Origin of the sequence: Collinsella sp. i05-0019-G5 (genome assembly GCF_042851345.1) — a bacterium.
Lineage (GTDB): Bacteria > Actinomycetota > Coriobacteriia > Coriobacteriales > Coriobacteriaceae > Collinsella.
Window position 1 is genome coordinate 2,315,088 of record NZ_AP031421.1, and the last position, 26,649, is coordinate 2,341,736.

General features: G+C 60.6%; 11 protein-coding genes, 1 tRNA gene and 5 rRNA genes. 4 read left to right on the forward strand and 13 right to left on the reverse strand.

What is annotated here, in order from left to right:
• Positions 1 to 202 precede the first annotated feature (202 nt).
• From ACGHIZ_RS10850 to ACGHIZ_RS10865, 4 genes are all read left to right on the forward strand, one after another.
• On the forward strand, positions 203 to 2,605 hold the full coding sequence (locus ACGHIZ_RS10850) for a PTS transporter subunit EIIC (RefSeq protein WP_390448019.1): 2,403 nt from the start codon (positions 203 to 205) through the stop codon (positions 2,603 to 2,605).
• A 125-nt stretch (positions 2,606 to 2,730) separates the two neighbouring features.
• On the forward strand, positions 2,731 to 3,744 hold the full coding sequence (locus tag ACGHIZ_RS10855) for a polyprenyl synthetase family protein (RefSeq protein ID WP_271803031.1): 1,014 nt from the start codon (positions 2,731 to 2,733) through the stop codon (positions 3,742 to 3,744).
• A 138-nt stretch (positions 3,745 to 3,882) separates the two neighbouring features.
• Positions 3,883 to 4,788 (forward strand): peptidoglycan-binding protein, encoded by a 906-nt coding sequence (locus ACGHIZ_RS10860; protein ID WP_022094145.1) that lies wholly within the window; start codon positions 3,883 to 3,885, stop codon positions 4,786 to 4,788.
• Between the two features lie 38 nt (positions 4,789 to 4,826).
• Positions 4,827 to 4,901 (forward strand) — tRNA-Gln (locus ACGHIZ_RS10865).
• 325 nt (positions 4,902 to 5,226) lie between these two features.
• Here ACGHIZ_RS10865 and ACGHIZ_RS10870 read toward each other — a convergent pair.
• The 13 genes from ACGHIZ_RS10870 to ACGHIZ_RS10930 form a co-directional block, all read right to left on the reverse strand.
• Positions 5,227 to 7,410 (reverse strand): hypothetical protein, encoded by a 2,184-nt coding sequence (locus ACGHIZ_RS10870; RefSeq protein ID WP_390448023.1) that lies wholly within the window; start codon positions 7,408 to 7,410, stop codon positions 5,227 to 5,229.
• A gap of 184 nt (positions 7,411 to 7,594) precedes the next feature.
• Positions 7,595 to 9,484: a carbon starvation protein A gene (locus ACGHIZ_RS10875; protein WP_196033790.1), complete on the reverse strand. Its 1,890-nt coding sequence runs from the start codon at positions 9,482 to 9,484 to the stop codon at positions 7,595 to 7,597.
• 807 nt (positions 9,485 to 10,291) lie between these two features.
• Positions 10,292 to 12,676 carry a tRNA (adenosine(37)-N6)-threonylcarbamoyltransferase complex transferase subunit TsaD gene (gene tsaD, locus ACGHIZ_RS10880; protein WP_260699345.1) on the reverse strand — a complete coding sequence of 795 codons (2,385 nt, stop codon included), beginning with the start codon at positions 12,674 to 12,676 and terminating at the stop codon, positions 10,292 to 10,294.
• Positions 12,663 to 13,169, reverse strand: a complete 507-nt coding sequence (tsaE, locus tag ACGHIZ_RS10885) for a tRNA (adenosine(37)-N6)-threonylcarbamoyltransferase complex ATPase subunit type 1 TsaE (RefSeq protein ID WP_006235849.1) — start codon at positions 13,167 to 13,169, stop codon at positions 12,663 to 12,665. The genes tsaD and tsaE overlap by 14 nt, the downstream gene beginning before the upstream one ends.
• 12 nt (positions 13,170 to 13,181) lie before the next feature.
• Positions 13,182 to 13,802, reverse strand: a complete 621-nt coding sequence (locus ACGHIZ_RS10890; protein WP_006235848.1) for a uracil-DNA glycosylase — start codon at positions 13,800 to 13,802, stop codon at positions 13,182 to 13,184.
• A gap of 8 nt (positions 13,803 to 13,810) precedes the next feature.
• Complete coding sequence (gene alr / locus ACGHIZ_RS10895) at positions 13,811 to 14,956, reverse strand: alanine racemase (protein ID WP_346965429.1); 1,146 nt, start codon at positions 14,954 to 14,956, stop codon at positions 13,811 to 13,813.
• 2 nt (positions 14,957 to 14,958) lie between these two features.
• The gene (locus tag ACGHIZ_RS10900) at positions 14,959 to 16,575 is read right to left on the reverse strand and encodes an NAD(P)H-hydrate dehydratase (protein ID WP_082222952.1); all 1,617 of its coding nucleotides are present in this window, start codon (positions 16,573 to 16,575) and stop codon (positions 14,959 to 14,961) included.
• Positions 16,576 to 17,115, reverse strand: coding sequence for a holo-ACP synthase (gene acpS, locus ACGHIZ_RS10905; RefSeq protein ID WP_006235843.1), 540 nt, complete (start codon positions 17,113 to 17,115; stop codon positions 16,576 to 16,578).
• A gap of 177 nt (positions 17,116 to 17,292) precedes the next feature.
• Positions 17,293 to 17,408, reverse strand: a 5S ribosomal RNA gene (gene rrf / locus ACGHIZ_RS10910).
• A 148-nt stretch (positions 17,409 to 17,556) separates the two neighbouring features.
• Positions 17,557 to 20,532: ribosomal RNA gene (locus tag ACGHIZ_RS10915) — 23S ribosomal RNA — on the reverse strand.
• Positions 20,533 to 20,931: 399 nt separating this feature from the next.
• Positions 20,932 to 22,437: ribosomal RNA gene (locus tag ACGHIZ_RS10920) — 16S ribosomal RNA — on the reverse strand.
• 846 nt (positions 22,438 to 23,283) lie between these two features.
• A 5S ribosomal RNA gene (gene rrf, locus ACGHIZ_RS10925) occupies positions 23,284 to 23,399 on the reverse strand.
• A gap of 148 nt (positions 23,400 to 23,547) precedes the next feature.
• Positions 23,548 to 26,523, reverse strand: a 23S ribosomal RNA gene (locus ACGHIZ_RS10930).
• Together the 16S, 23S and 5S rRNA genes form the textbook arrangement of a ribosomal RNA operon.
• Positions 26,524 to 26,649: the final 126 nt, after the last annotated feature.

A 26,649-nucleotide genomic window follows, 5' to 3' on the forward strand; every position in this document is an offset into this window, starting at 1 on the left:
GAAGCGACAGGATTTAGCCGTTGACGGTTTCTGTCATGCCCAAATCGGTTTCGCTCAAAACTGCCGGTACGACACTCGTCTGGTCCTCTACAATGAATCCATTGTTTAAACGTTTCCCCACGCGCAACGCGCCTCGATATTCGGAAGGCAGAACATGCTGCAAAAAATCCAACGCTTTGGCGGGGCAATGTTCGCGCCCGCCATGCTGTTTTCTATATCAGGCCTCATGGTCGGCGTCTCCGCTCTCGCAACGACTGCGGACATCGTCGGCGATCTCGCCGTATACGGAACCCCTTGGTACGTTTTCTGGGCTATCATCCAGCGCGGCTCGTGGACGGTCTTTAAACGCCTCCCGCTCCTTTTTGCCGTAGCGCTGCCCATCGGTCTTGCCCAAAAACAACCGGCTCGTTGCTGCCTCGAGGCTCTCGTCGCCTATTTTGCCTACTGCTTCTTTTTGAGCGAGATCATTAAGCTGAGCGGAGACAACCTTGGACTTGAGTACCCGTCATCTTTGACCTCCGCCAGCGGTATCACCGTCATCGACGGCATCAAGACGCTCGACACCGGCATTATCGGCCCGCTGGCGGTATCGGCAACCGTCGTTGCCATCCATGACCGCTTCTACGATGCCAAGGTTCCCGATTGGCTCGGCACCTTCTCGGGCTCCTCGCTGGTCTACCTCATCAGCTTTTTTGCCGTGTTTGCCCTTGCTGCTATCTCGGCCGCCATCGTGCCCTACGTATACGATGTAACCGATACGCTGCGTCACGCGCTTGCAGGCGTCGGTCCCTTTGGCGTGGGCATCTTTGTCTTTTTAGAACGAGCACTCGAGCCCTTTGGCCTGCACCACCTGCTCTACATGCCGATCTACTACGACAACCTGGTCATTAACGACGGCATCTACGCCACGTGGAGCAGTTTGCTCCCCATCCTCTCCCATAGCACGCGCCCCCTTAATGAGCTTGCGCCGTGGGCCGGTTTTACCGCCACCGGCTGGGTCAAGCTCTTTGGCCTTCCTGCCATCGCAGCTGCGTTCTACTCCACCGCAAAACCCGAGCGCCGCGCCGGCCTCAGGGTCATCCTTGTTCCCGCCATCATCGCCTCGGTGGTTTGCGGCGTTACCGAGCCACTCGAGTTTCTCTTTATGTTCACCCACCCCGGGCTCTTTTTGCTCTACGCCGTCTTATCGTCTTGCCTTGCCACAGCCATGAATCTCTTTGGCATCGTCGGCATCTTCTCGGGCGGCCTCATGGAGATGGCAGCCTTCAACTTTATTCCGCTCATGCGCACGCATGCCGGTGCCTATCTTTTGGCGCTCGGTATCGGCCTTGCCTTTAGCCTCATCTTTTTTGTTAGTTTTCGAGCACTCATCTTGGTCTATGACCTTAAGACTCCGGGCCGCGAGGATCATGTCGTCAATCGCGCGGCAATCGATTGTTTAACGGGAAGCGACTTTGCCAAAGAGCAATCTCCCAATGACGAGGTCAATAGTCGATCCGATCAAGATCACGTCCTCGCTGAGCGGGTAATTCAGCTTTTAGGTGGCGTTGGCAATATCGTGGGCGCAACCAACTGCGCCACGCGCCTGCGCGTCGAGGTCGCAGACCCTTCCATCGTTGCAGATAACGCGTCGTTTGTCGCAGTGGGCGCCAAGGGCCTCATCATTACGGGCAAGACCGCCCAGGTGATTATCGGCATCTCCGTTCCCCGCGTTAAAGAGCATTTTGACCAGATCATGGGCCTCGAGCCGGAATTTGTGCCCACCACCTCGGCCTCCCCTGCCGCCAGCGCGGCCCATAAGCGCGGCAATATTTGCTTCTTCGATATCGACGGAACGCTCGCCTGGCAAGACCCCAGGCTCGCCCAAGACCTTCCCGAAGACGAGCGGGACCTCTCCCCCTATCCCAACGAGGCGGTTTCGCAGGCAATCCGCGAGTTTGTCGCCAACGGCAACATGGCCTTTATCTGCACGGGACGTACCCTGAGCTGCATCCACCCCAAACTTCTTGAGCTGCCCTGGACCGGCATCGTCTGTCTTGCGGGCGGTTACGCCGAGATCAACGGACACACAATTCGCGATCTGTCGATGACGCCCAGTATGCTGCAGCGTCTTGCCCCCTACCTTGAGCAATCGGGCGAGGTCATCCGCTTTGAGGGCCTCAACGGCGTCGTGCGCATGAGTGCCGATGCGCCCGATGCTCCCGGATACGCGCGCACCCTGGGCGACGCAGTCACGCAGCTGCAACATTACAGTGTCTACAAGATCTTGATGTCTACATCGCTCGCCAACCACATCGCTCAAGATAAGGCACTTGAGCCGCTGCTGTGCTTTAACGAGCTCGAACTCGAGGTAACCGAAATCTCGCCCCGCGAATGCACGAAGCGCGGGGGCATCCAGTCTGTACTCGACGCCCTCGATCCCCACCACGGAACCGTATACGGCATCGGCGACGCCAGCAATGACGTCTCGCTGATGAACGCCGTCGATGTCGGTATCGCCATGGGCAATGCACCGGACTATCTCAAGGATAAGGCCGATTACGTGACCGACACCGTCGATCACGACGGTGTCGTTGCGGCGCTCGAGCATTTTAGGCTGATTTAGGCGCGCTCCATCAAACGCACGCCCGTTGTCCTAAATCGCCAAAACTGCCGCGCCAAACGCCCTAATGTGGCAATATGTTGTCTGCATATTGCATCAACGCAACCTCAGAAAGAATGCGAGAACCCGTGTCCAGTCCGTTTACCAGCTTTTTAGCCCAGCACTTTGACCAGATTAACGCCTATCTGGCCACGTTCTTTGACGGACAGGCGACCTCTGCCGATATCGAGCGCTACCTGTATGCGCCGCTCTCGGCTTTTACGGCCAACGCCGGCAAGCGCCACCGCCCGCTTATCTGCATGCTCGCCGCAACCGCAGTGGGCGGTAGCTTTGAGAGCGCCCGCAGCGCCGCGGCAGCCATCGAGCATTTCCAGTCGGGCGCGCTGATCCACGACGACATCGCCGACAACGGACAGCTTCGTCGAGGCAAGCCCTGCATGCACCTTACCGAGGGCACGGGCCTTGCCATCAATTGTGGCGACCTGGCGCTCACCATGGTCACCAAGACGGTTCTCGACGACCCCACGCTGGAGTCCGACGTGAAGCTGCGCGTGCTCCACGAGCTTACCGAGATGATCGTCCGCACCATTGAGGGTCAAGCACTCGACCTGGGTTGGGTCCGTGACGGGCGCTTTGATATCTCGGTTGATGACTACCTGGACATGGCGACGCACAAGACCGCGTTTTACAGCGGAGCCACGCCGCTTGCCGCCGGAGCCATTATCGGCGGCGGCAACGATGAGCAAATCGAAGCGCTGCGCGCCTTTGGCCTGCACACGGGCCTTGCCTTTCAGATTCAGGACGACCTGCTCAACCTTGTCGGCACTAAGGAAGCCGCCAACAAGGACTTCCGCACCGACATCACCGAGGGCAAGCGCACGCTTGTCGCCGTACACGCCCTCTCTGATGAGCGCCACCACGACGAGGTCGAGGCGATTCTTTCCTCGGGCACCGATGATCCCGCGCAGCTCGCACGCGCCGTGGAGATCTTCCAGGAGACCGGCTCCATCGATTACGCCCACACTTACGCGCTCGACCTGACCGCTAAGGCCAAAGCGGCCATCGAGAACGTTGAGCTTGATCCGCACGCACGCGAGCTGTTCCTCTCCATGGCAGATTTCTTTGTGGAGCGCCTTAACTAACGGGGGTTATAAAATCTGTCAGCAGCGTATTTAGGCACAACTTGCTACACTGTTGAGTGCATGTTTATGCATCCCTTTGCGTTGTCTATCCGACAGACGCTCAAATAGTACGAATGGTACGCCGAAAGGGGTTCGTTCATGGAACCTATTACAACGGGCATGCAAGGAGCAGCCGTCGAGGACGTGCAGTCTCGTCTCCTGCAGCTCGGCTACACGATTGATGCCGCCGAAGTCACCGACAAGTACTTTGGAGCCACCACTGAGCAGGCCGTCAGCACCTTCAGGCTCGACAGCGGCCTTGCTGCCGGTCATGCCGTCGATATCCCCTGTTGGAGCGCCCTTGTAGACGCTTCGTATAAGCTGGGCGACCGCACCCTCTATCTGCGCATGCCCAATTTCCATGGCGCCGATGTGCAGGCCCTGCAGCGCGCTCTCAACGTTTTGGGCTTTGCCTGTGGCGAAGACGACGGCTACTTTGGTCCGCATACCGAGGCCGCCCTGCAGCAGTTCCAGGAAAATGTCGGCCTGTTTGCCGACGGCATGGCCTTCCAGGACACCTACGCCTACATCAACCGCCTGCACCATGTGTGGGAGGGCAAGCCCTCGGTCACCGAAGCCGAGTCCCGCATCGGTTTTGCTCGCGCCGCCAACGTGCTCGAGCGCTTCCAGATTGCCGTTATCGGCGAGGACCCCATCGCACGCAGCGTTGCGTCGCGCATGTGGAATATCGCCACGGCAACGACCGACAACAGCGGCATGATGCTCTGTGACTCCGAGGTCCCAACCGACGTTGACCTGGTGCTCGAAATCGCAAGCGACGAGCTGCCCGCCGACGCCGCACCGCGCGCCACGATTGCCCTCGCCGAGTGCCACAACCTGGCCCAGCGCATCCGCACCGCCAATGTCGCCGCGCAGCAGAAGCCGGCTCGCATTCGCATTGAGCTCACGGGCATGACGCGCTACAACGGCACTTTCACGGCCAGCGACGCGCAGACACTCGCCGTACGCCTGCTCGATGGCGTTTGCGATGCCCTCGCAGATTAGGTAAACTAAACGAGTTGCTTTTGGGCAACACCACACATTGGGACGTAGTTCAACGGTAGAACTCCGGTTTTTGGTGCCGGCTGTTGGGGGTTCGAATCCCTCCGTCCCAGCCAAAGAAACAAGCCTCTCGAACGCATAGCCGATCGGGAGGCTTTTCTTGTGGGCAAGCGGAGGGATTCGAACCCGCAAGGGTGCGGAGCTGAGGAAACGCGAAGGCGCCCCAAGCCCATTAGGACCAAGAGCGTCTTACATCTTGAAATATCAGCCCAATTCCGAAAAGCGAGCCGCCTTCTACAACGTGCCGTGTGGTCCCGACGGGCCGGGCATTAAGTTTGTCGCGAGTTCCGCACGCAAAGAAGGCCACTTAATGTGGCCTTCGTCTTGCGCAGGACTGTAGAGCAGCAAACTTAATGCCCGGCCCGTCGGGGCCACACGTCCCTAGTTGTTCAGCATGCGGTCGAAGCTTCCCGAGTCGCCATCCCGATAGTCTGCGGTCATCAGAATCTCCTGCGGAATGCGCCCGCCCTCGCGCAGCACGTTGCGGAACTGCACGCGCGTAACCATGGGCAGATCCTTGATCGTCGCCGCCAGGTTCTGCGGCACGCCCTGGTTGGCAGCCGCGGGCTCGCACTCGCCGCCGGCCTTCACGCGACGCTTATGCTCGGCGAGCATGGCACGGTACATGCCGGCATGCAGGCGAATCTCAACCACATTGGCATTGCGAGCCTGCTCGACAATGCGCGCGCCCTCGCGATCGATGTCGCCTACGTAGTAGACGTAGTTAAAGCGATAGCCAATCTCAGCCAGATAATCGTCCAGGGCATGCGAGACGCTCGCCTTGCATCCGCCGCCAAAAATCACGCCGCCCACCTTGATGCCAAAGAGCTTGGCGTGCTTGCGGCCACGCAGCAGCTTGACGATCTCGTCGTAGGTGTCCAGGTTCTCGACCATAATGAACGGCTTGTCGGCGCCCAGCGTAAAGAAGCCCGTAAAGTGCACGGGGCGATTGGGGGCGACCTTGATCGCCTGCATGCTGATGCCCTTTTCGGTCATACGCCTGATTAGGCGCTCACCGTGCTTGCCGTCAAAAGCCTTCTCGTCGTTAAAGATCTGGTAGGCACGCTGGCGGCGCGAGGCAACCGGCGTATCGGCACCTCGGTTCTGCTCGATCCAAGCCTGGATGATTGCGATTTCCTCGGCAATCTTGCGGTTGGACATCTCGTTGTGCTGAGTGCGCTGCGGAGCCTTTTTGCCGTCCTTGCCCTCGACCTTTACGATCTGTGTCTGCTGCTCCTTGATCTTGGAGAGCGCCATAGGCGTGGGGACAACCTTGAGCAGCTGCCTGCCTAAAACGCGGGCAAGGGCAAACGCCGAGACCTCGCCGTGGACGGACGACTTGGGCTGCTGGGCAGCAGTATCTGCTGCGGCAGACTCCGGCTTCTTCTGAGACTTGCGCTTAGAATCGCCCTGGGAATTGCGCTCGTGCTTCGGCATAGACGCCTGCTTCTGCGGACGAACGGACTTGCTCTCCTTCGCCGGCTGGCGCTTAGGCTGCCCCGAAGAAACCTCGGCCTTCGCATCCTCGTTCTGCGGCGTGGTCTTCTCGGCCGCAGTCTCGGCATGGGAACTGCGGCCCCCACGATGGCGACGGCGGCGAGGCTTGCTCGACGCGCCCTGCTCCGTCTGCTCATCAGTAGGCTGCTGGCCCTTGGCCTCGGCATCAACCTCAAGCTGCGGCTCAACAGGCTTTTGCTCGCGAGCCACCGGCTCAACGGCCTTCTCGTCCTTCTCGCCCTGAGTGGTCGAAGCCGGTTCGCTCTTCTCCTGACGCCTTACGGGATACGCGCGCCCCGCAAAACCACGTCCGGGACGGCATGAACCCGGAGCCTTCTTGGCAGACTCCTCAACATCGTCTGCAACCTCAGAAGACTCTTCAACCTCACGCGCGGCATCCTGCTGTGCAGCCTTAAAGTGAGCACCGCGACGGCGCTTGGGCTCTTGGGCCTCCACGGGCTTTTGCTCCTTCGTGGGCTTCTGCGACTCGGCAGCAACCTCGGTCTCAACAGCCTCGGCATCCGTCTCGCCCTTTTGAGCAACGGCGCGACGGAAGCGCTCCTGCTGGGCGCGGCGCTGCGCATCGCGCTTGCCACCCCCGCCAAAACCGCCGCGTCCTGCCTTGGCCGTAAAGGCACGCACGACGTTCTCATCGAGCAACTCATCGGTATCGACATGCCCACGCGGAGCAACTTCTTCCACAGCAGGCACGTCAGCGAAATCGTCGACGACAAAATCTTCGACGGACTCGGCAGGCTGCTCCTGGGCATCGCGGATCTCGGCATTGATGGTATAGAACGCCGGGCGCCCGTTAATGCCGCTACCCTCGATCTTGGTCACGATATTTGCCGCGATAAGCTCATCGCGCATCGCCTTGGTGTCGCACTCTTTATCGACGGAGCGGAAAATCTGCGCCAGCGCACTCGACTTAATCTTGAGCGCCTTGCGGCAAAGCAGGTCGTAGGCAACCAGCTTGGCACGCTCAGCAGAAAGCGACGTCTGGCTGCTCAGACGTTCAGCCAGGGCATCGACATTATTTTGGTTATCGGAATATACCGTCTTGGCCACGGGGCCCCTTTCATATGTACACATATACGTCTATATGGTACAACGCGCGCCCTTATCCACGCAAAACATCTGCGAGAACACTCGAGCGTCACCCGCTTTCGCATGAAAAAAAGACCGAGCCCGCGAAGTCGCGGACCCGATCTTTCCGAGTCATATGGATGGAACGGTTAGTCCATCAAGCTGACTAGGCCTTGGCGGCCTCGGCGTCAGCGGGAGCCTCGGCGGCAGCGGCGCGACCGTACTCGGCCTTGCCCATCTCGGACCACTCGGGCTCCTCATCAGGCATGGAGCCAGCCTCCTTGCCGAAGAACTCCTTGAGGCAGTTGACGGCGACGATGAGGCCCAGGACCATCAGCAGGACGGCAAAGACGAGCTGCAGGCCCTTGGTGGCGGCGACGGAGACGGCGGCCGTGGTGGCGGTAGCCGGGATGGTGCCGAAGAAGCCGTAAGCCTGGACGGCGGCCATGCAGCCCATGGCGCTCTGGACCAGCGAGGTGAAGGTGCAGCAGAGCAGGAAGGCGACGGGCACGTAGAGCATCCAGCCCTTGCGGCCGGTGCACTTGCAGAACACGGCGAGGGTGATCATGGTCATGCCGCCGAGCAGCTGGTTGGAAGCGCCAAAGAGCGGCCAGATGTTGGCATAGCCACCAAAAGCGAGGGCGAGACCAGGAAGCAGGGTAACGACCGTGGCGAACCAGGGGTTGCCGAGGACCTTCATGTAGCCGGCCTTGGACTCGATGGCCAGAGCATCGTTGGTCTGGGCAAAGAACTCGGAGAACGAGGTGCGGGCGATGCGGGCGACGGCGTCGAGCGAGGTCAGGGCCAGAGCGGAGACGTTCATGGTCATGAAGACGGTAGCGAGCGTGCCGTCAACACCGAAGGCCTGCATACCGCGGGAGATGCCAGCGGCGAAGATCTGGAACGGGGTGGAAGCGACACCGGCGTTGAGGGCGCCCGTACCGGCGGTGTTCATATCGGAGAACATGATGCCGGCAACGATGATGGCAAGGATGCCGACGAAGGACTCGACGATCATGGCGCCGTAACCGACCTTGACGGCGTCCTGCTCCTTCTCGACCTGCTTGGAAGAGGTGCCGGAAGAAACGAGGCTGTGGAAACCGGAGAGAGCACCGCAAGCGACGGAGACGAACAGGACCGGGAACATCATGCCGGAGGCAGTGGAGAAGCCGGTGAAGACCGGAGCGGTGATAGTGGCCTGACCGTTGACGCCCAGGACGACGATGCCGAGAACAGCACAGACGATCATGACGATCATCATGATCGAAGTGAGGTAGTCACGCGGGGTCTTGAGCATCTGGATGGGCATAGCGCCAGCGAAGACTAGGTAGACCATGACGACGGCGAACCACTGGAACTTATCCAGGTAGACCGGGAACTGCATACCGACGGCGAACATGAGAACCATGAGGACCACGCCGGTGACGAACTCGGCAGCACCGGTAAGGTTGAACTTCTTCTGGGCCCAACCAAAGGCGATAGCGACGAAGGTGAACAGGATGGAGATGGTACCAGCGCAGCCGGCGGCATAGGACTTGGTGAAGTCGATGGCACCGGTAGCAGCACCAGAAGCGTCAACGGCCGGGGTGAACATGAACGTCTTGCAAACCATGTCGGTGAAGGCGGCGATGACGATGATGCAGAACAGCCAGCAGAACAGCAGGAACAGGCGACGGCCGGTCTTGCCGATGTACTTCTCGATGAGCTGAGCGAGTGACTTGCCGTTGTTCTTCATCGAAGCGTACAGGGCACCAAAGTCGTGGACGGCGCCAAAGAAGATGCCGCCGACGAGGACCCAGAGCACGACGGGCAGCCAGCCAAAGGCCATGGCGACGATCGTACCCGTGACAGGACCAGCACCGCAGATCGAGCTGAACTGGTGCGAAAACGCGGTGAAGGCGGAGACGGGCGAGAAGCTGTTGCCGTCCTTCATGCGCTTGGCCGGCGTGAGGGCCTCTTTGTCAACGCCCCACTTGTTGGCCAGCCAGCGGCCGTAGCCCAGATAGCCGCAGGCGAGCACCGCCGCGGCCACAACCATGAGCAAAACTCCGTTCATTACATTTCCTCCTCTAAAAAGAACTTCCTAGACATAAAAAATGAGGGCCGTCGGTTGCGCTCGACGGCCCTCATCTTCATCAGCCGCCCGTTATCGTACGGGCTAGCTGTATGTGCTAACCCGCATCAGATAATTACTACGCTGATAATGTTTAGCTGATGCGTGAACATGTCTAAGAAATCCTCTTCAATCATGATGCGAACGATCCGTGCGTGTTCACATCCCCCAGTGGTTGAAAAGGAGTATGAAACTTTAGTTACCTAAAGTCAACGCAAATTTGTAATGAATTTTCAACTTTTTTGGATTTCTCGGTATAAAACGCCACTGACCTCGGACTTTACCCCACGACAGTTTTTGCATGAGAGATGCCCCTGAGAGCCGCGGGAGCCGGGCGGCGCATATGAACTTTCCTGCTCTACAGTCCTGCGCAAGACGGAAAGCACATTAAGTGCTTTCCTTTGCGTGCGGAACTCGCGATAAAGTTCATATGCGCCGCCCGGCTCCCGCGGCTCTCAGGGGCTCCCATCCCAAATGCGGAGCAAAGCTCCGCACACCATCTTTTTCTTTCAGCTAAAGCACGCCGGAAATTCGACGCAGCTGGCTAACCTTGCCGGACATTGTCGACGCCGAACCAACTCAGAAGCTATATCGATACAGAAAGGTCCCCGGACGGAGGGGCCGGATATAAGGTTTATCGCGAGTTCCGCACGCAAAGAAGGCCACTTAATGTGGCCTTCGTCTTGCGCAGGACTGTAGAGCAGGAAACCTTATATCCGGCCCCTCCGTCCGGGGACCGCGCCGTACCAGCTACAGCGTCATGTTCGGATCGGCGTCGACGTCGAACGGCGAGATTTCACCTCGGTCGAATTTACGGCGGGCGACCTCCGCGATCATGGCTGCGTTATCGGTACAGGCAGACAAGGGCGGCACCGTTACGCGAATCCCCTGACGCCCAAGCTTCTTGATCATCATCTCGCGCAGATGCGGGTTGGCCGAGACGCCGCCGCCGATGCAGTATTCCTTGCATCCGGTAGCGTGCAATGCGTTTTTGGCCTTCTTGTACTGCACGTCAAAGACAGCTGCCTCAAACGAAGCTGCCAGATCGGGCAGGTGAATCGTGCGCCCGGCCTTGGTCTCCTGCTCGATGTAGAGCGTCACGGCCGTTTTAAGGCCCGAAAGCGAGAAACGATAGTCTCCCCTGCTGTTGAGCGCACGGGGGAAATCAATCGCGCGGGGATTGCCTGTCTCGGCCAGCTTGGAAATGATGGGGCCACCGGGATAGCCCAGGCCCAACGCCTTGGCCACCTTGTCGAAGGCCTCGCCCACGGCGTCGTCGAGCGTCTCACCGAGCACCTCGTAGTCGCCCCACGCCTTCACGTGCACGAGCATGGTGTGCCCACCCGAGACAAGCGTGAAGATAAACGGCGGTTTGAGGTCGGGTTGCGCCAGCAGGTTGGCAAACAGGTGCCCCTCCAGATGGTTGACGCATACGAGCGGCTTACCGGCAGCGTAGGCAAAGCCTTTGGCAAAGGCAACGCCCACCACGAGGGCGCCCACCAGGCCCGGACCCTGTGTCACGCCCACGGCGGCAAGCTCGCTGGGGGCAATGGCTCCACCCTCAAGACCAAGCGATGCTGCGGCATCCTCGAGCGCCGCATCCACGACACTCACAATCACCTCAACGTGTTTGCGCGAGGCGATCTCGGGCACCACGCCGCCAAAGCGGGCATGAAAATCAATCTGTGTCGACACCTGGTTGGCCAGCATATTGCCATCCGCATCGATAATCGCCACGGCCGTCTCGTCGCAGGAACTCTCGATAGCGAGCACTAGGCGGCGGCGCTCAATTTCGGCACGCTCCCCCTCGGAGCGCCCAGGCGCAGGCAGCGGCCATACGCGCTGCTCTGCCGCCGTCGGCTCGGGCGAAGCATTGTCGACCGGAAGCACCAGGGGCAGCGGCGCCGTCATGACGATGGCATCCTTGCCGACACCGTAGTAGCCGCGGCGACGGCCAGCCTCGGTAAAGCCCAGAGCGTTATAAAGCGCGATCGCCCCCTCGTTACCGTCCTCGACCTCGAGCGAAGCCGTGGTGCAGCCGAGCATCTGGGCATCATAGCTCACGTGCGACAGCAGCTTGCGGGCAATGCCCTCGCGGCGATGTGCCGGGTCGACGGCGACATCCAGAATCTGCACATCACCGTCCACGACCATACCGCCGGCAAGGCCCAGCAGCTTGCCGTCGTCGTGTGCCACCCACCAACTACGCGGCGCAGCGACGTCCTCGCCCAGTTCGGACAGGAACATGCCCGGCGTCCACGCCTTGTGTCCGGCACCTTCAAAGCAGGCAGCCTCTAGCGCGCTCGCGCCCTCGGCATCCGCCGCGCCCATGGGACGGAACTGCAGATGACGACCGGCGAGCTCATCGGCAACGCCCGTAATTTCGCTTTGCGCACTCTCGGCAAGACCAAGACGCTTGCGCTCGTTTTCCTCGGCATCAGAAAGGCGCGTGTAAATCGGCAGGACGCGAGCCGGATCGCCGTCACCCGCAGCGTGCGCGAGCAGCAAGCCCTCGCCCGAAGGCCACCACAGGTCGCGCTCCACGCAGCGGGCGGTCTCGTCCTCACCCAGCAGCTTGCCATAGCGCACGAGACCGTCACCGGTCAGCTGAACCTGGTCCCAGTCCGCTGCTTGGCGCCACTCATCGAGCGCCACGGCGGCCTTGACCACGTGTTCGCGCTCAAATTGACGCTCGGGACCCTCATCGACCAGCATATACAGCGCCGGATATACCTCACCGCGCATAGCATCGGCCAAGATACCAAGCTTGCCGCGCACGCCAGCCTTCCACGCCGTCCAAGCGCAAGCGTCGAGCGTCGACACGCCCAGCAGCGGAACATTGGCACCGCGCGCGAGGCCCTTGGCAGTGGAGATGCCGATGCGCACACCCGTAAACGACCCCGGGCCGCGGCCGACCACGTAGTAACCAACATCGCTGCGATCCAGACCGGCTTGAGCCAGCACGCCATCAACGGTATTCACGAGCTCAACGTTGGCGTGACGGCGACACATGTGGTCGCCACTCACGAGCTTCGTCTCGCCCGTCTGCCCATCAATCCAGCTTGCCGCGCAGGCAAGCATGTCGGTCGAAGTATCGAGCGCCACCACCAGCGCGTTGTCGTTATGCAAGCTCATCTTGTACAGCCTTATCAATCAAATGGGAAAGCTCCATTGCGCGGTCACCGTGCGCCTCGAGCGTTATCGTTCGCACATCGCTGTCGCCCTCATCACGCTTGAGCGTCACCGAAAGATACTCATCCGTCAGCTCGTCTTGGAATTGTTCGCCCCATTCCAGCAGGCAAGCACCCTCATAGCCCAGCACATCGAAAATGCCCGTATCCTCGAGCTCGTAGGCATGCTCCAGGCGGTATAGATCAAAGTGAAACAGCGGAATACGGCCTTGATCGTGAACGGCCATGAGCGCAAACGTAGGGCTCGTAACCATATGCCCATCGCCCAGCCCGCGCGAGACGCCCTTGGTAAAGTGAGTTTTGCCCACTCCCAGGCCACCGGTCAGGATGAGCACATCGCCGTCCTCAAGGCACGGTGCAATTAGCTCGCCAAAGTACTCCGTATCGGCAGCGCAAGTCGTTTTGTAAGTACCTACCCCCAGGCGCTCCAGGGACATATATGCTCCTTATTATTCCGAGGCGTCCTCTGGTGCGGGATGTCGCTCCAGATAATCGCCCAGCATCTTAAAGTCTTCCTCCAGCAGCTCCTGCCACGCCGGATTGCGTAGCGCTGCTGCCGGATGGAAAGTGGGCATTACTACAAAATGCCCCATCTGGTGGAACCTGCCGCGCAGCTTAGTAATGCCAATCTCGGTCTTAAGCACAAAGTGCGTCGCGGGGTTGCCGAGCGTCACGATAATATCGGGCCAGATGCTTCGAATCTGCTCACGCAAAAACGGCGAGCAAGCCAGCACTTCCTCGGGACGTGGATTGCGGTTTCCCGGCGGGCGGCACTTAAGCACGTTGGCAATGTAGACGTCTTCGCGTTTGAGCCCCGCCAGCGACAAAATGCCGTTGAGGTCCTCGCCTGCCGCCCCCACAAAGGGCTCGCCCTGCAAATCCTCATTGCGGCCCGGCGCCTCGCCAATAAACATCACACGAGCGCGGGGGTTTCCCACGCCAAACACGATATTGTGACGCGACTGGTAGAGCTGGCAGAGGTGACAATCGCCCAGAACGGCCTCAATTTCCTCGAGTGCGACCTCACGTGGTGCCTGATGGGTATGGCCGGGGATGTGCATGACGCCCATAGCGGCTCCTACACGTAGACCTTGTCGAGACGCATGCCAAAGCCGCAGGCGACCTCGTAGTTAATCGTTCCGCGCAGTCGGGCCATCTCGTCCATAGTGATCTCGGCATCGCCATCGCGGCCGACAATGATCATCTCGTCACCATACTCGGCCTCGGGAATCTCGTGTGCCGGGTTGGACTGAATGGCGACCATAAACTGGTCCATGCAGATATTGCCAACCTGATGCACGCGCTCGCCGCGATACAGCACATCCATACGATTGGAAAGCGTACGCGATAGGCCATCGGCATAACCGATCGGCAGCGTGCAGATCTGAACGCGCGTACGCGGTACGCGGTAGGTAAAACCGTAGCCCACGCCCTCACCCATCGCAGGGTGCGCCACGCGCGTCACACGCGCATGGACGCTCATAACGGGATCAAGCTGCATCACGCGGCCACTCAGCTCGCACGGCTGCATGCCATACAAGCCAACGCCGGCGCGGATCATATCAAAATGCATCGAGGGGTCGAGCATCGAGGACGGCGTGTTGGCGCAGTGCACGATACCGCACTCAAAACCCGCATCCTTAATGGCCTGAACGGCCTCGGTAAAGCGCTGGCACTGCAGCTTGTAATCCCAGCCCGAAGGTTCATCGGCCGTGGCGAAGTGCGTAAATACGCCGTCGCACTGAATACCGCGATGAAAATTTATACCGCGGACAAAGTCGACAACCTGCGTGTAGTGAACGCCGATACGATTCATGCCCGTCTCGATGGCGAGATGATACTTGCCCACTTTGCCCGCTGCGACGGCACATTCGCCATACGCAAGAGCAAAGTCAGACGTATAGACCGAGGGCATGATATCAAACTCGAGCAACGTCGGAATGGCCTCGATAGGCGGCTCGCTTAGGATGAGGATGGGTTTCGTAATCCCGCCCTGTCGGAGCTCAACGCCCTCGTTAACCGTCGCCACGGCAAACATGTCGGCACCGGCCGAATACATGATCTTGGCGCACTCAACAGCTCCATGACCATAAGCATCGGCCTTGACCACGCAGCACAGGCGCTGACGTGGATTCAGCAAGTTCTTATAGGCCCTCGTGTTGCGACGGAGCGCCCCGCGGTCGATCTCGACCCAGGACCAGCGCGTCAAATCGGCTTTATTCATGATTAGTCATCCGACCCTTCGTCCATGATTCCCAGATCTTCGAGCGCATCCTTTGCCGCCAGCTCCATGGCAGGACCGATCAAGTCGATAAGATCGGTCGCGATGACGCTCTTCTCACCATACTCCGTCGCCGCGGCAAAACCGGCGTAGCTGTGAAGTGCGACGGCGTACGAATACAGCAACTCCCAACGATCCATCTCGTCGCGCATGGTGGCAAGCGTGCCGGCCAAAATACCCGCGAGAACATCACCCGAACCGGCAGTTGCCAGAGAAGCCGGACCCGAGAGCGGCAGCAGCACACGCTCAACGCCACAGATAGCCGTCGTCGGCCCCTTGGCAATGACCACCAGATTGTCGGAGCCTGCAGCCCAGACAACCTTCTGCGCGGCCGCAATCGCGGTACCAAGGTCGTTCACCTCGTCACCGGCAACCAGACGCGAAAGCTCACGATAGTGCGGCGTCATAACCAACGGCTGCTCGCGACGATACATCTCGGGATTACTATCAATACCGTCAATGGCAATCTTAGCAAGGCAGTTGAGTGCATCGGCGTCCAAGATAAGCGGCACATCAAGCTCGAGCAAGCCCGAAACCACCTGCATAGCGCCGGCAGATGTCGTCATACCGGGACCGCACAGTACACAGCTGTACTTCTTTGCAATCTCGCACACAGTCATGCGCGCAGCGGCGCCAAAGGAGCCGCGGGAATCAGACGGAATAGCAAAGACGGGAATCGAAGGAAGTGCCATGCGAATAAGATTGGCGCAGGCGTCAGGAGCCGCAACTGCCACGTAACCAGCACCCGCGCGAGCTGCAGACTTGGCCGCCATAATGGCAGCACCAGGATATTGCGCAGATCCGGCGACAATAAGCACAGAGCCACGGGAATACTTATCGATATTCGTAGGTAGTGGAGCAAAGTAATCAACTAAGTCACCGGGCTCGACAATCTCGGCGGCGTGGTCGACATCATCGATGACCTCGTCAAGACGGTCGTAAAGATTGCCGCAGATCAAATCGCCAGCATACTCAGGGCCATCAGCGCTATACAGACCAATCTTGGGCGCAATCATCGTCACCGTATGCTCGGCACGAATGCAGTCGTCATCAACAACGCCCGTCTCGGCATTCAGGCCCGAGGGGACATCAATGGATACGACACAATCGGCGCATTCATTGACCGTAGGAATCCAGATGGAGAACGGCGCACGCAGATTCCCGTGGAAACCGGTACCAAAAATGGCATCAACAACAACATCGGCCTTATCGATCAAAACCTCGAGTTCGTCACGCGAGGGGCCGACACAAACGTGCACATCGCGGCCGGCAGTACGACGAGCAACATGACGCGCCAGAGCAGCAGGAATCTCATCCGGCTCAACCGGAGAAACGATATCGACGTCCACACCCTTATGGCTCAGAATATCGGCGGCAACCCAACCGTCGCCGCCATTATTACCAAAACCGACCAGAACGAGAACCCGATCGGGATTGAGCTTCAAGACCTCGTTGGCGGCAAACTCACCCGCTAGCTCCATAAGCTCGGCCTTCGAAGTCCCTTCGCGTTCGATGATGTCCTCGAGACGAACGACTTCTTCGGTACTCAAAACCGGTTTCATCTATGCTCCTAGCGTATCTTGCGAAGCATCGCCCAGGTGCTCCGTCAATGCTGAATTCTGCAGCTGCTCAAGCTCATCTAAAACAGAGCGAGCCTCTTTAAATGTCTGCGCTACGCGTTTCTTGGTACTCACCTTTTCCTCTTTTGGCTTAGGCCGAGCATCTTCGGTAATCGCGATGGCATTCGCAACGGCTAAGTCTCCTGTAAGCGTAATGGAAAGAGCGACCTCAACAACACCCAGCTCTTGAGCGATCTCGAGAGCACGGCCCGAAAGCAGCGCCTTCGGTTTGCCGAGTTTATCACGCGTAACCGAAACATCCTTGCGACCAACGCCTTGACTAAAACCCGTGCCGAGAGCTTTAAGTACCGCCTCGCGCGAAGCAAAGCGGCTGGCATAGTGAGCAGCGGGACGCGATGATGCATCACAATACGCACGCTCTTCTTCGGTAAACACGCGCCGAGCAAACGACGGCGTCTTTTCAAGAATTGATTTCATACGGGAAATCTCGACGATATCAACGCCGATACCAGCTTCAGCCATGTTCACCTCCATATCGCACAGACTAAGTTATTGTAGCCCGTTCACAGAAGATGCGACAAACGAGGGTTATAAAACACAGCTACTATGTGAGACAAAAGCCCGTAAACGCAAAAAAAGGGGGAGGCCGCGAGGCCTCCCCCTTCTTCAGTTCAAGCGTACGGCTCGGTGCCGTCCACCGGTCAGCGGCGCCCTGGCCTCCCACGGGCTGACCCCGCAGTACTCTCGGCGCGATGGGGCTTAGCTTCCGGGTTCGGAACGGGACCGGGCGTGCCCCCCATGCTCTGGCCGCTGACCGGTGGGCGGCGCCCACCGTTACGGTGTCCTGGGTCTCACTCTACACGTGCCCTGGGGGCCGCATGGCGCATAGGGGAGTGACTCGGGGGCATCCTCGTGCCCGGACCGCGCCTATGAGCGCTGGGTCCCGCGGGCCGCGAGGTGCGGTTCCGGAAGAGCTCGGGCGATTAGTGCGGCTCGGCTGAGGACGTCGCCGTCCTTGCACCTGCCGTCTATCGACCAGGTAGTCTACCTGGGCCCTTACCGGAAGGAGAACTAATCCCTGGAACGGCTTCCCGCTTAGATGCCTTCAGCGGTTATCCGCGCCGCACGCGGCTACCCGGCCGTGCCGTTGGTCGACAACCGGTTCACCGGAGGTGCGTCCACCCCGGTCCTCTCGTACTGGGGGCAGCCTCCATCGATTCTCCTGCGCCCACGGAGGATAGGGACCGAACTGTCTCACGACGTTCTGAACCCAGCTCGCGTACCGCTTTAAACGGCGAACAGCCGTACCCTTGGGACCTGCTCCAGCCCCAGGATGCGATGAGCCGACATCGAGGTGCCAAACCTTGCCGTCGATGTGGACTCTTGGGCAAGATCAGCCTGTTATCCCCGGAGTACCTTTTATCCGTTGAGCGACGGCCCACCCACTCGGGGCCGCCGGATCACTAGAGCCTGCTTTCGCACCTGCTCGGCTTGTGGGCCTCGCAGTCAAGCCCGCTTGTACTCTTGCATTCAAAAGGACGGTTGCCGACCGTCCCGAGCGGACCTTCGCGCGCCTCCGTTACCCTTTAGGAGGCGACCGCCCCAGTCAAACTGCCCGCCTGGCACGGTCCCCGAGCCGGTTGACGGCCTCGGGTTAGGACGCCGGTCGCGCGAGGGCAGTATTCCAAGGGCGGCTCCCCGGGGGCTGGCGCCTCCGGATCTTAGCCTCCTGCCTATCCTCTACACGCGGGACCAGCGGCCAATGCCAAGCTGCAGTGAAGGTTCACGGGGTCTTTCCGTCCTTCCGCGGGTAAGTCGCATCTTCACGACCAGTGCAATTTCACCGGGTCCATGGTCGAGACAGCGCCCAAGTCGTTGCGCCTTTCGTGCAGGTCGGAACTTACCCGACAAGGAATTTCGCTACCTTAGGACCGTTATAGTTACGGCCGCCGTTTACCGGGGCTTGGCTTCGGGGCTTCGCGCGATGCGCTAACTCCTCCGCGTGACCTTCCGGCACCGGGCAGGCGTCAGACCCTATACGTCGCCTTGCGGCTTCTGCAGAGTCCTGTGTTTTTGGTAAACAGTCGCTTGGGCCTCTCCACTGCGGCCCGCCTCCGCTCCCCGGGCAAGCCGGTTCACGTACGCGCGGGCACCCCTTCTCCCGAAGTTACGGGGCCATTGTGCCGAGTTCCTTGACCATGGTTGACCCGATCGCCTCGGTATGTTCTACCCACCCACCTGTGTCGGTTTGCGGTACGGGCGCGCACGCGCCTGCCTAGGGGTTTTTCTAGGGACCTCGGGCTCACTCGCTTCGCTCAGTCGCTTCGTCCGGAGCCTCGCCCTCAATGCGGACCGGATTTCCCTGGTCCGCGGGCCGCGCTCCATCACGGGGACGTCCAGAACCCCGCCGAGCCACCCCCATCCGTCGCCCCGTCGGTCGTAGCGCCGCGTGCGCGGTGCAGGAATGTCTGCCTGCTGCGCGTCGGCTACGCCTACCGGCCTCGCCTTAGCCCCCGACTGACCCTGGGAGGATTAGCCTTGCCCAGGAAACCTCGGGTTCACGGCGGACGAGTTACTCTCTCGTCTCTCGCTACTCATGCCAGCATTCTCACTCCCATGCGCTCCACCGTCGGTCGCCCTCCGGCTTCTCCGCCCATGGGAAGCTCCCCTACCGATTCTAATGAATTAAAATCCCGCCGCTTCGGTGTCCAGCTTAGCCCCGTGTATTGTCGGCGCATGTCCACTCGACCAGTGAGCTGTTACGCACTCTTTGAATGGATGGCTGCTTCTAAGCCAACATCCTGGTTGTCTGGGCGGACGCACATCCTTTGCCACTCGGCTGGAACTTGGGGACCTTAGCGGGCGGTCCGGGCTGTTTCCCTCTCGAGCACACAGCTTAGCCCACATGCTCTGACTGCCGCGCTCTGGGCCGCCGGCATTCGGAGTTCGGTTGGATTCGGTAGGCGGCGAAGCCCCCTCGTCCATCCGGTGCTCTACCTCCGGCGGTGAACGCGCGACGCTAGCCCTAAAGCTATTTCGGGGAGAACGAGATATCTCCGGGTTTGATTGGCCTTTCACCCCTATCCGCAGGTCATCGCCGCCGTTTTCAACCGACGTGCGTTCGGCCCTCCACGGGGTCTTACCCCCGCTTCAGCCTGCCCACGGATAGCTCACCCGGCTTCGCGTCCGCGGCGCGGGACTCAAGTCGCCCTGTTAAGGCTCGCTTTCGCTCCGGCTCCCTTTCGGTTAACCTCGCCCCGCGCCAGCGACTCGCTGGCTCATTCTACAAAAGGCACGCCGTCACAACTGAAAGTTGCTCCGACTGCTCGTGGGCGCACGGTTTCAGGTACTGTTTCACTCCCCTCCCGGGGTGCTTTTCACCTTTCCCTCACGGTACTGGTGCGCTATCGGTCACAGGGTAGTACTCAGGCTTGGATGGTGGTCCACCCAGGTTCGGACCGGGTTTCACGTGCCCGGCCCTACTCAGGGACCGCGTCGCGCCGTCCGGTCTGGGTTCGCGTACGGGGCTGTCACCCGCTGCGGCCGGCCCTCCCATGCCGTTCCGCTCCCCAGCCGGACCTGCGCCCGGGGGCGGCAGCCCCCGGATGCGCGGCCCTGCAACCCCGTCGGCGGAACCCCTGCCGGGTATGCCCGCTCGACGGTTTGGCCATCGGTCCCCTTTCGCTCGCCGCTACTCGGGGAGTCTCGAGATTGATTTCCTCTCCTCCGGGTACTTAGATGTTTCAGTTCCCCGGGTTGTCCTCCCCGCCCCTATGTGTTCGGGGTGGGGATATGCACACTGCTGTGCATGGGTTCGCCCATTCGGAGACCCCCGGGTCGAAGGATGTGTGCTCCTCGCCGGGGATTATCGCAGCTTGCCGCGTCCTTCATCGGCTCCCTGTGCCAAGGCATCCGCCGTGCGCCCGTGGTATCTTGCGGGACCGCATCGGGCCCGCGGGATATCCACGTGTCGCTAATTAATCTAATTAATCGATATCATGAATAGCGCTCGTATGTCGCAATTCGGGTATCTCATACCGCGGCACAGTAGTTGAACTGTGCTCGCGATCAGATGCTCCTCACTCATTAATAAGTGAATTCTTCTTGTTTGGATCGGATGAATGATTGCTATCATTCTGTCTGATAAATCGCAGAAAAGAATCGAGTCTGGAAGAGAATCTCTTCCATCTCTCTCCTATCGCTATGCGGCTCTCAAGGTACGCGGGTGCGACCCCGGGGACCGGGTGCTGCGGGGAATCATCCAGGCGACATCTACCGGACGGGCTCCTGCCCTCCATTCGAGTTAAAGTATGTCTCTCTAAGAACGTATCTCCCTAGAAAGGAGGTGATCCAGCCGCACCTTCCGGTACGGCTACCTTGTTACGACTTCACCCCCCTCACCCTCCACACCTTCGGCGCCTCCCCCCTTGCGGTTGGGCCGGCGACTTCGGGTGCAGACGACTCGGGTGGTGTGACGGGCGGTGTGTACAAGGCCCGGGAACGCATTCACCGCGGCATGCTGATCCGCGATTACTAGCAACTCCGACTTCATGGGGGCGGGTTGCAGCCCCCAATCCGAACTGGGGCCGGCTTTCCGGGATCCGCTCCCCCTCGCGGGGTGGCATCCCTCTGTACCGGCCATTGTAGCACGTGTGCAGCCCAGGGCATAAGGGGCATGATGACTTGACGTCGTCCCCGCCCTCCTCCGCCTTGACGGCGGCGGTCCCGCGTGGGTTCCCGGCATCACCCGATGGCAACACGCGGCGGGGGTTGCGCTCGTTGCGGGACTTAACCCAACATCTCACGACACGAGCTGACGACAGCCATGCACCACCTGTATGGGCTCCTCTCGGCCACGGGGTCTCCCCCGCTTCACCCATATGTCAAGCCCTGGTAAGGTTCTTCGCGTTGCTTCGAATTAAGCCACATGCTCCGCTGCTTGTGCGGGCCCCCGTCAATTCCTTTGAGTTTTAGCCTTGCGGCCGTACTCCCCAGGCGGGACGCTTAATGCGTTGGCTGCGGCACGGGGGGATCGTCCCCCCACACCTAGCGTCCATCGTTTACGGCTGGGACTACCAGGGTATCTAATCCTGTTCGCTCCCCCAGCTTTCGCGCCTCAGCGTCGGTCTCGGCCCAGAGGGCCGCCTTCGCCACCGGTGTTCCACCCGATATCTGCGCATTCCACCGCTACACCGGGTGTTCCACCCTCCCCTACCGGACCCAAGCCGCGGAGGTTCCGGGGGCTTCGGGGGGTTGAGCCCCCCGCTTCGACCCCCGGCCTGCCGGGCCGCCTACGCGCGCTTTACGCCCAATGAATCCGGATAACGCTCGCCCCCTACGTATTACCGCGGCTGCTGGCACGTAGTTAGCCGGGGCTTCTTCTGCAGGTACAGTCTTGACTCTTCCCTGCTGAAAGCGGTTTACGACCCGAAGGCCTCCGTCCCGCACGCGGCGTCGCTGCGTCAGGGTTCCCCCCATTGCGCAAGATTCCCCACTGCTGCCTCCCGTAGGAGTCTGGGCCGTGTCTCAGTCCCAATCTGGCCGGTCGGTCTCTCAACCCGGCTACCCGTTGTCGGCACGGTGGGCCGTCACCCCGCCGTCTACCTGATGGGCCGCGGAGCCATCCCCTCCCGTCGGGGCTTTAGCCGGGGTGCCATGCGGCACCCCGGGGTATCCGGTATTACCCGTCCTTTCGGGCGGCTATCCCGGGGGAGGGGGCAGGTTCTCCACGTGTTACTCAGCCGTTCGCCACTCGCTTCTATCCGAAGATAGGTGCCGTTCGACTTGCATGTGTTAGGCGCGCCGCCAGCGTTCATCCTGAGCCAGGATCGAACTCTCCGTCCAAAATAAATGGGCTTCGAGCCCGTCCGGTCCTCACAACTATTAGCTGATCGGTTCCGTTCGATTCATATGGTTCTAGTATAGGAAAAGGAATTTCTCGGGGCCGCCTCTCGGCGGCCTTGCGAAAAACAAATCCAAGTTAGACCATTTCAAATGGTTCGATGTCTGCCCGGATGCGACACTCGGAAGTGTCCATCCTCGCAGTATCCGGTTCTCAAGGTGCACGCTTTGCGGCTCATCCGGTCCGACCGGGCCGCGCGGCAAGGAGATATATTGCCAGACCGGAGGGGCCCCGGGGGCGGGAATCGCGCACTCCATATTTTGTTCACAAATGAATTAACTGGGCTCCGAGTTGATCAGAGTCACAAATATGGTCATAAACCTTGGACAGACCGTATGACCTCGGGAATCTTGCTGTCCACTGTAGACATAGCATCTTTATACCCTCGTCGGTCTCCGCTAGTAAGCCCGTAATAAATTGAAGGACAACGTTAACAAACCTATAAAACGCCAGCGGGGCTCTATCACCAATTAGATAGAGCCCCCGCTGGCGGAGTGTATTTGATTGAAACAACGTTCCTGAATTGATTTGCTGGAAATAAGGAGCAAAAGATCCGTCCGGATATACGTGGCGACAGAACCCTGTAGCTGACTGAGCGCCACCAGAAAGCGGCATAAGCACAAAGATCGGCTCTACCTCACCGCGGACGACAAAGATGCCCTCGACTAAAGCCAATCCGGACACCCCTAAAGCAGATAGAGCAAATGTCGGTTTATACAACGCAAAAAGGGGGAGGCCGCGCGGCCTCCCCCTTCTCAGTTCAAGCGTACGGCTCGGTGCCGTCCACCGGTCAGCGGCGCCCTGGCCTCCCACGGGCTGACCCCGCAGTACTCTCGGCGCGATGGGGCTTAGCTTCCGGGTTCGGAACGGGACCGGGCGTGCCCCCCATGCTCTGGCCGCTGACCGGTGGGCGGCGCCCACCGTTACGGTGTCCTGGGTCTCACTCTACACGTGCCCTGGGGGCCGCATGGCGCATAGGGGAGTGACTCGGGGGCATCCTCGTGCCCGGACCGCGCCTATGAGCGCTGGGTCCCGCGGGCCGCGAGGTGCGGTTCCGGAAGAGCTCGGGCGATTAGTGCGGCTCGGCTGAGGACGTCGCCGTCCTTGCACCTGCCGTCTATCGACCAGGTAGTCTACCTGGGCCCTTACCGGAAGGAGAACTAATCCCTGGAACGGCTTCCCGCTTAGATGCCTTCAGCGGTTATCCGCGCCGCACGCGGCTACCCGGCCGTGCCGTTGGTCGACAACCGGTTCACCGGAGGTGCGTCCACCCCGGTCCTCTCGTACTGGGGGCAGCCTCCATCGATTCTCCTGCGCCCACGGAGGATAGGGACCGAACTGTCTCACGACGTTCTGAACCCAGCTCGCGTACCGCTTTAAACGGCGAACAGCCGTACCCTTGGGACCTGCTCCAGCCCCAGGATGCGATGAGCCGACATCGAGGTGCCAAACCTTGCCGTCGATGTGGACTCTTGGGCAAGATCAGCCTGTTATCCCCGGAGTACCTTTTATCCGTTGAGCGACGGCCCACCCACTCGGGGCCGCCGGATCACTAGAGCCTGCTTTCGCACCTGCTCGGCTTGTGGGCCTCGCAGTCAAGCCCGCTTGTACTCTTGCATTCAAAAGGACGGTTGCCGACCGTCCCGAGCGGACCTTCGCGCGCCTCCGTTACCCTTTAGGAGGCGACCGCCCCAGTCAAACTGCCCGCCTGGCACGGTCCCCGAGCCGGTTGACGGCCTCGGGTTAGGACGCCGGTCGCGCGAGGGCAGTATTCCAAGGGCGGCTCCCCGGGGGCTGGCGCCTCCGGATCTTAGCCTCCTGCCTATCCTCTACACGCGGGACCAGCGGCCAATGCCAAGCTGCAGTGAAGGTTCACGGGGTCTTTCCGTCCTTCCGCGGGTAAGTCGCATCTTCACGACCAGTGCAATTTCACCGGGTCCATGGTCGAGACAGCGCCCAAGTCGTTGCGCCTTTCGTGCAGGTCGGAACTTACCCGACAAGGAATTTCGCTACCTTAGGACCGTTATAGTTACGGCCGCCGTTTACCGGGGCTTGGCTTCGGGGCTTCGCGCGATGCGCTAACTCCTCCGCGTGACCTTCCGGCACCGGGCAGGCGTCAGACCCTATACGTCGCCTTGCGGCTTCTGCAGAGTCCTGTGTTTTTGGTAAACAGTCGCTTGGGCCTCTCCACTGCGGCCCGCCTCCGCTCCCCGGGCAAGCCGGTTCACGTACGCGCGGGCACCCCTTCTCCCGAAGTTACGGGGCCATTGTGCCGAGTTCCTTGACCATGGTTGACCCGATCGCCTCGGTATGTTCTACCCACCCACCTGTGTCGGTTTGCGGTACGGGCGCGCACGCGCCTGCCTAGGGGTTTTTCTAGGGACCTCGGGCTCACTCGCTTCGCTCAGTCGCTTCGTCCGGAGCCTCGCCCTCAATGCGGACCGGATTTCCCTGGTCCGCGGGCCGCGCTCCATCACGGGGACGTCCAGAACCCCGCCGAGCCACCCCCATCCGTCGCCCCGTCGGTCGTAGCGCCGCGTGCGCGGTGCAGGAATGTCTGCCTGCTGCGCGTCGGCTACGCCTACCGGCCTCGCCTTAGCCCCCGACTGACCCTGGGAGGATTAGCCTTGCCCAGGAAACCTCGGGTTCACGGCGGACGAGTTACTCTCTCGTCTCTCGCTACTCATGCCAGCATTCTCACTCCCATGCGCTCCACCGTCGGTCGCCCTCCGGCTTCTCCGCCCATGGGAAGCTCCCCTACCGATTCTAATGAATTAAAATCCCGCCGCTTCGGTGTCCAGCTTAGCCCCGTGTATTGTCGGCGCATGTCCACTCGACCAGTGAGCTGTTACGCACTCTTTGAATGGATGGCTGCTTCTAAGCCAACATCCTGGTTGTCTGGGCGGACGCACATCCTTTGCCACTCGGCTGGAACTTGGGGACCTTAGCGGGCGGTCCGGGCTGTTTCCCTCTCGAGCACACAGCTTAGCCCACATGCTCTGACTGCCGCGCTCTGGGCCGCCGGCATTCGGAGTTCGGTTGGATTCGGTAGGCGGCGAAGCCCCCTCGTCCATCCGGTGCTCTACCTCCGGCGGTGAACGCGCGACGCTAGCCCTAAAGCTATTTCGGGGAGAACGAGATATCTCCGGGTTTGATTGGCCTTTCACCCCTATCCGCAGGTCATCGCCGCCGTTTTCAACCGACGTGCGTTCGGCCCTCCACGGGGTCTTACCCCCGCTTCAGCCTGCCCACGGATAGCTCACCCGGCTTCGCGTCCGCGGCGCGGGACTCAAGTCGCCCTGTTAAGGCTCGCTTTCGCTCCGGCTCCCTTTCGGTTAACCTCGCCCCGCGCCAGCGACTCGCTGGCTCATTCTACAAAAGGCACGCCGTCACAACTGAAAGTTGCTCCGACTGCTCGTGGGCGCACGGTTTCAGGTACTGTTTCACTCCCCTCCCGGGGTGCTTTTCACCTTTCCCTCACGGTACTGGTGCGCTATCGGTCACAGGGTAGTACTCAGGCTTGGATGGTGGTCCACCCAGGTTCGGACCGGGTTTCACGTGCCCGGCCCTACTCAGGGACCGCGTCGCGCCGTCCGGTCTGGGTTCGCGTACGGGGCTGTCACCCGCTGCGGCCGGCCCTCCCATGCCGTTCCGCTCCCCAGCCGGACCTGCGCCCGGGGGCGGCAGCCCCCGGATGCGCGGCCCTGCAACCCCGTCGGCGGAACCCCTGCCGGGTATGCCCGCTCGACGGTTTGGCCATCGGTCCCCTTTCGCTCGCCGCTACTCGGGGAGTCTCGAGATTGATTTCCTCTCCTCCGGGTACTTAGATGTTTCAGTTCCCCGGGTTGTCCTCCCCGCCCCTATGTGTTCGGGGTGGGGATATGCACACTGCTGTGCATGGGTTCGCCCATTCGGAGACCCCCGGGTCGAAGGATGTGTGCTCCTCGCCGGGGATTATCGCAGCTTGCCGCGTCCTTCATCGGCTCCCTGTGCCAAGGCATCCGCCGTGCGCCCGTGGTATCTTGCGGGACCGCATCGGGCCCGCGGGATATCCACGTGTCGCTAATTAATCTAATTAATCGATATCATGAATAGCGCTCGTATGTCGCAATTCGGGTATCTCATACCGCGGCACAGTAGTTGAACTGTGCTCG

Coding starts and splice junctions, on each gene's coding strand:
- ACGHIZ_RS10850 (WP_390448019.1), top strand. CDS start 203: ATGCTGTTTTCTATATCAGGCCTCATGGTCGGCGTCTCCGCTCTCGCA.
- tsaE (WP_006235849.1), bottom strand. CDS start 13,169: ATGTCCCTGGAGCGCCTGGGGGTAGGTACTTACAAAACGACTTGCGCT.
- ACGHIZ_RS10860 (WP_022094145.1), top strand. CDS start 3,883: ATGGAACCTATTACAACGGGCATGCAAGGAGCAGCCGTCGAGGACGTG.
- tsaD (WP_260699345.1), bottom strand. CDS start 12,676: ATGAGCTTGCATAACGACAACGCGCTGGTGGTGGCGCTCGATACTTCG.
- acpS (WP_006235843.1), bottom strand. CDS start 17,115: ATGGCTGAAGCTGGTATCGGCGTTGATATCGTCGAGATTTCCCGTATG.
- ACGHIZ_RS10900 (WP_082222952.1), bottom strand. CDS start 16,575: ATGAAACCGGTTTTGAGTACCGAAGAAGTCGTTCGTCTCGAGGACATC.
- ACGHIZ_RS10875 (WP_196033790.1), bottom strand. CDS start 9,484: ATGAACGGAGTTTTGCTCATGGTTGTGGCCGCGGCGGTGCTCGCCTGC.
- ACGHIZ_RS10890 (WP_006235848.1), bottom strand. CDS start 13,802: ATGGGCGTCATGCACATCCCCGGCCATACCCATCAGGCACCACGTGAG.
- alr (WP_346965429.1), bottom strand. CDS start 14,956: ATGAATAAAGCCGATTTGACGCGCTGGTCCTGGGTCGAGATCGACCGC.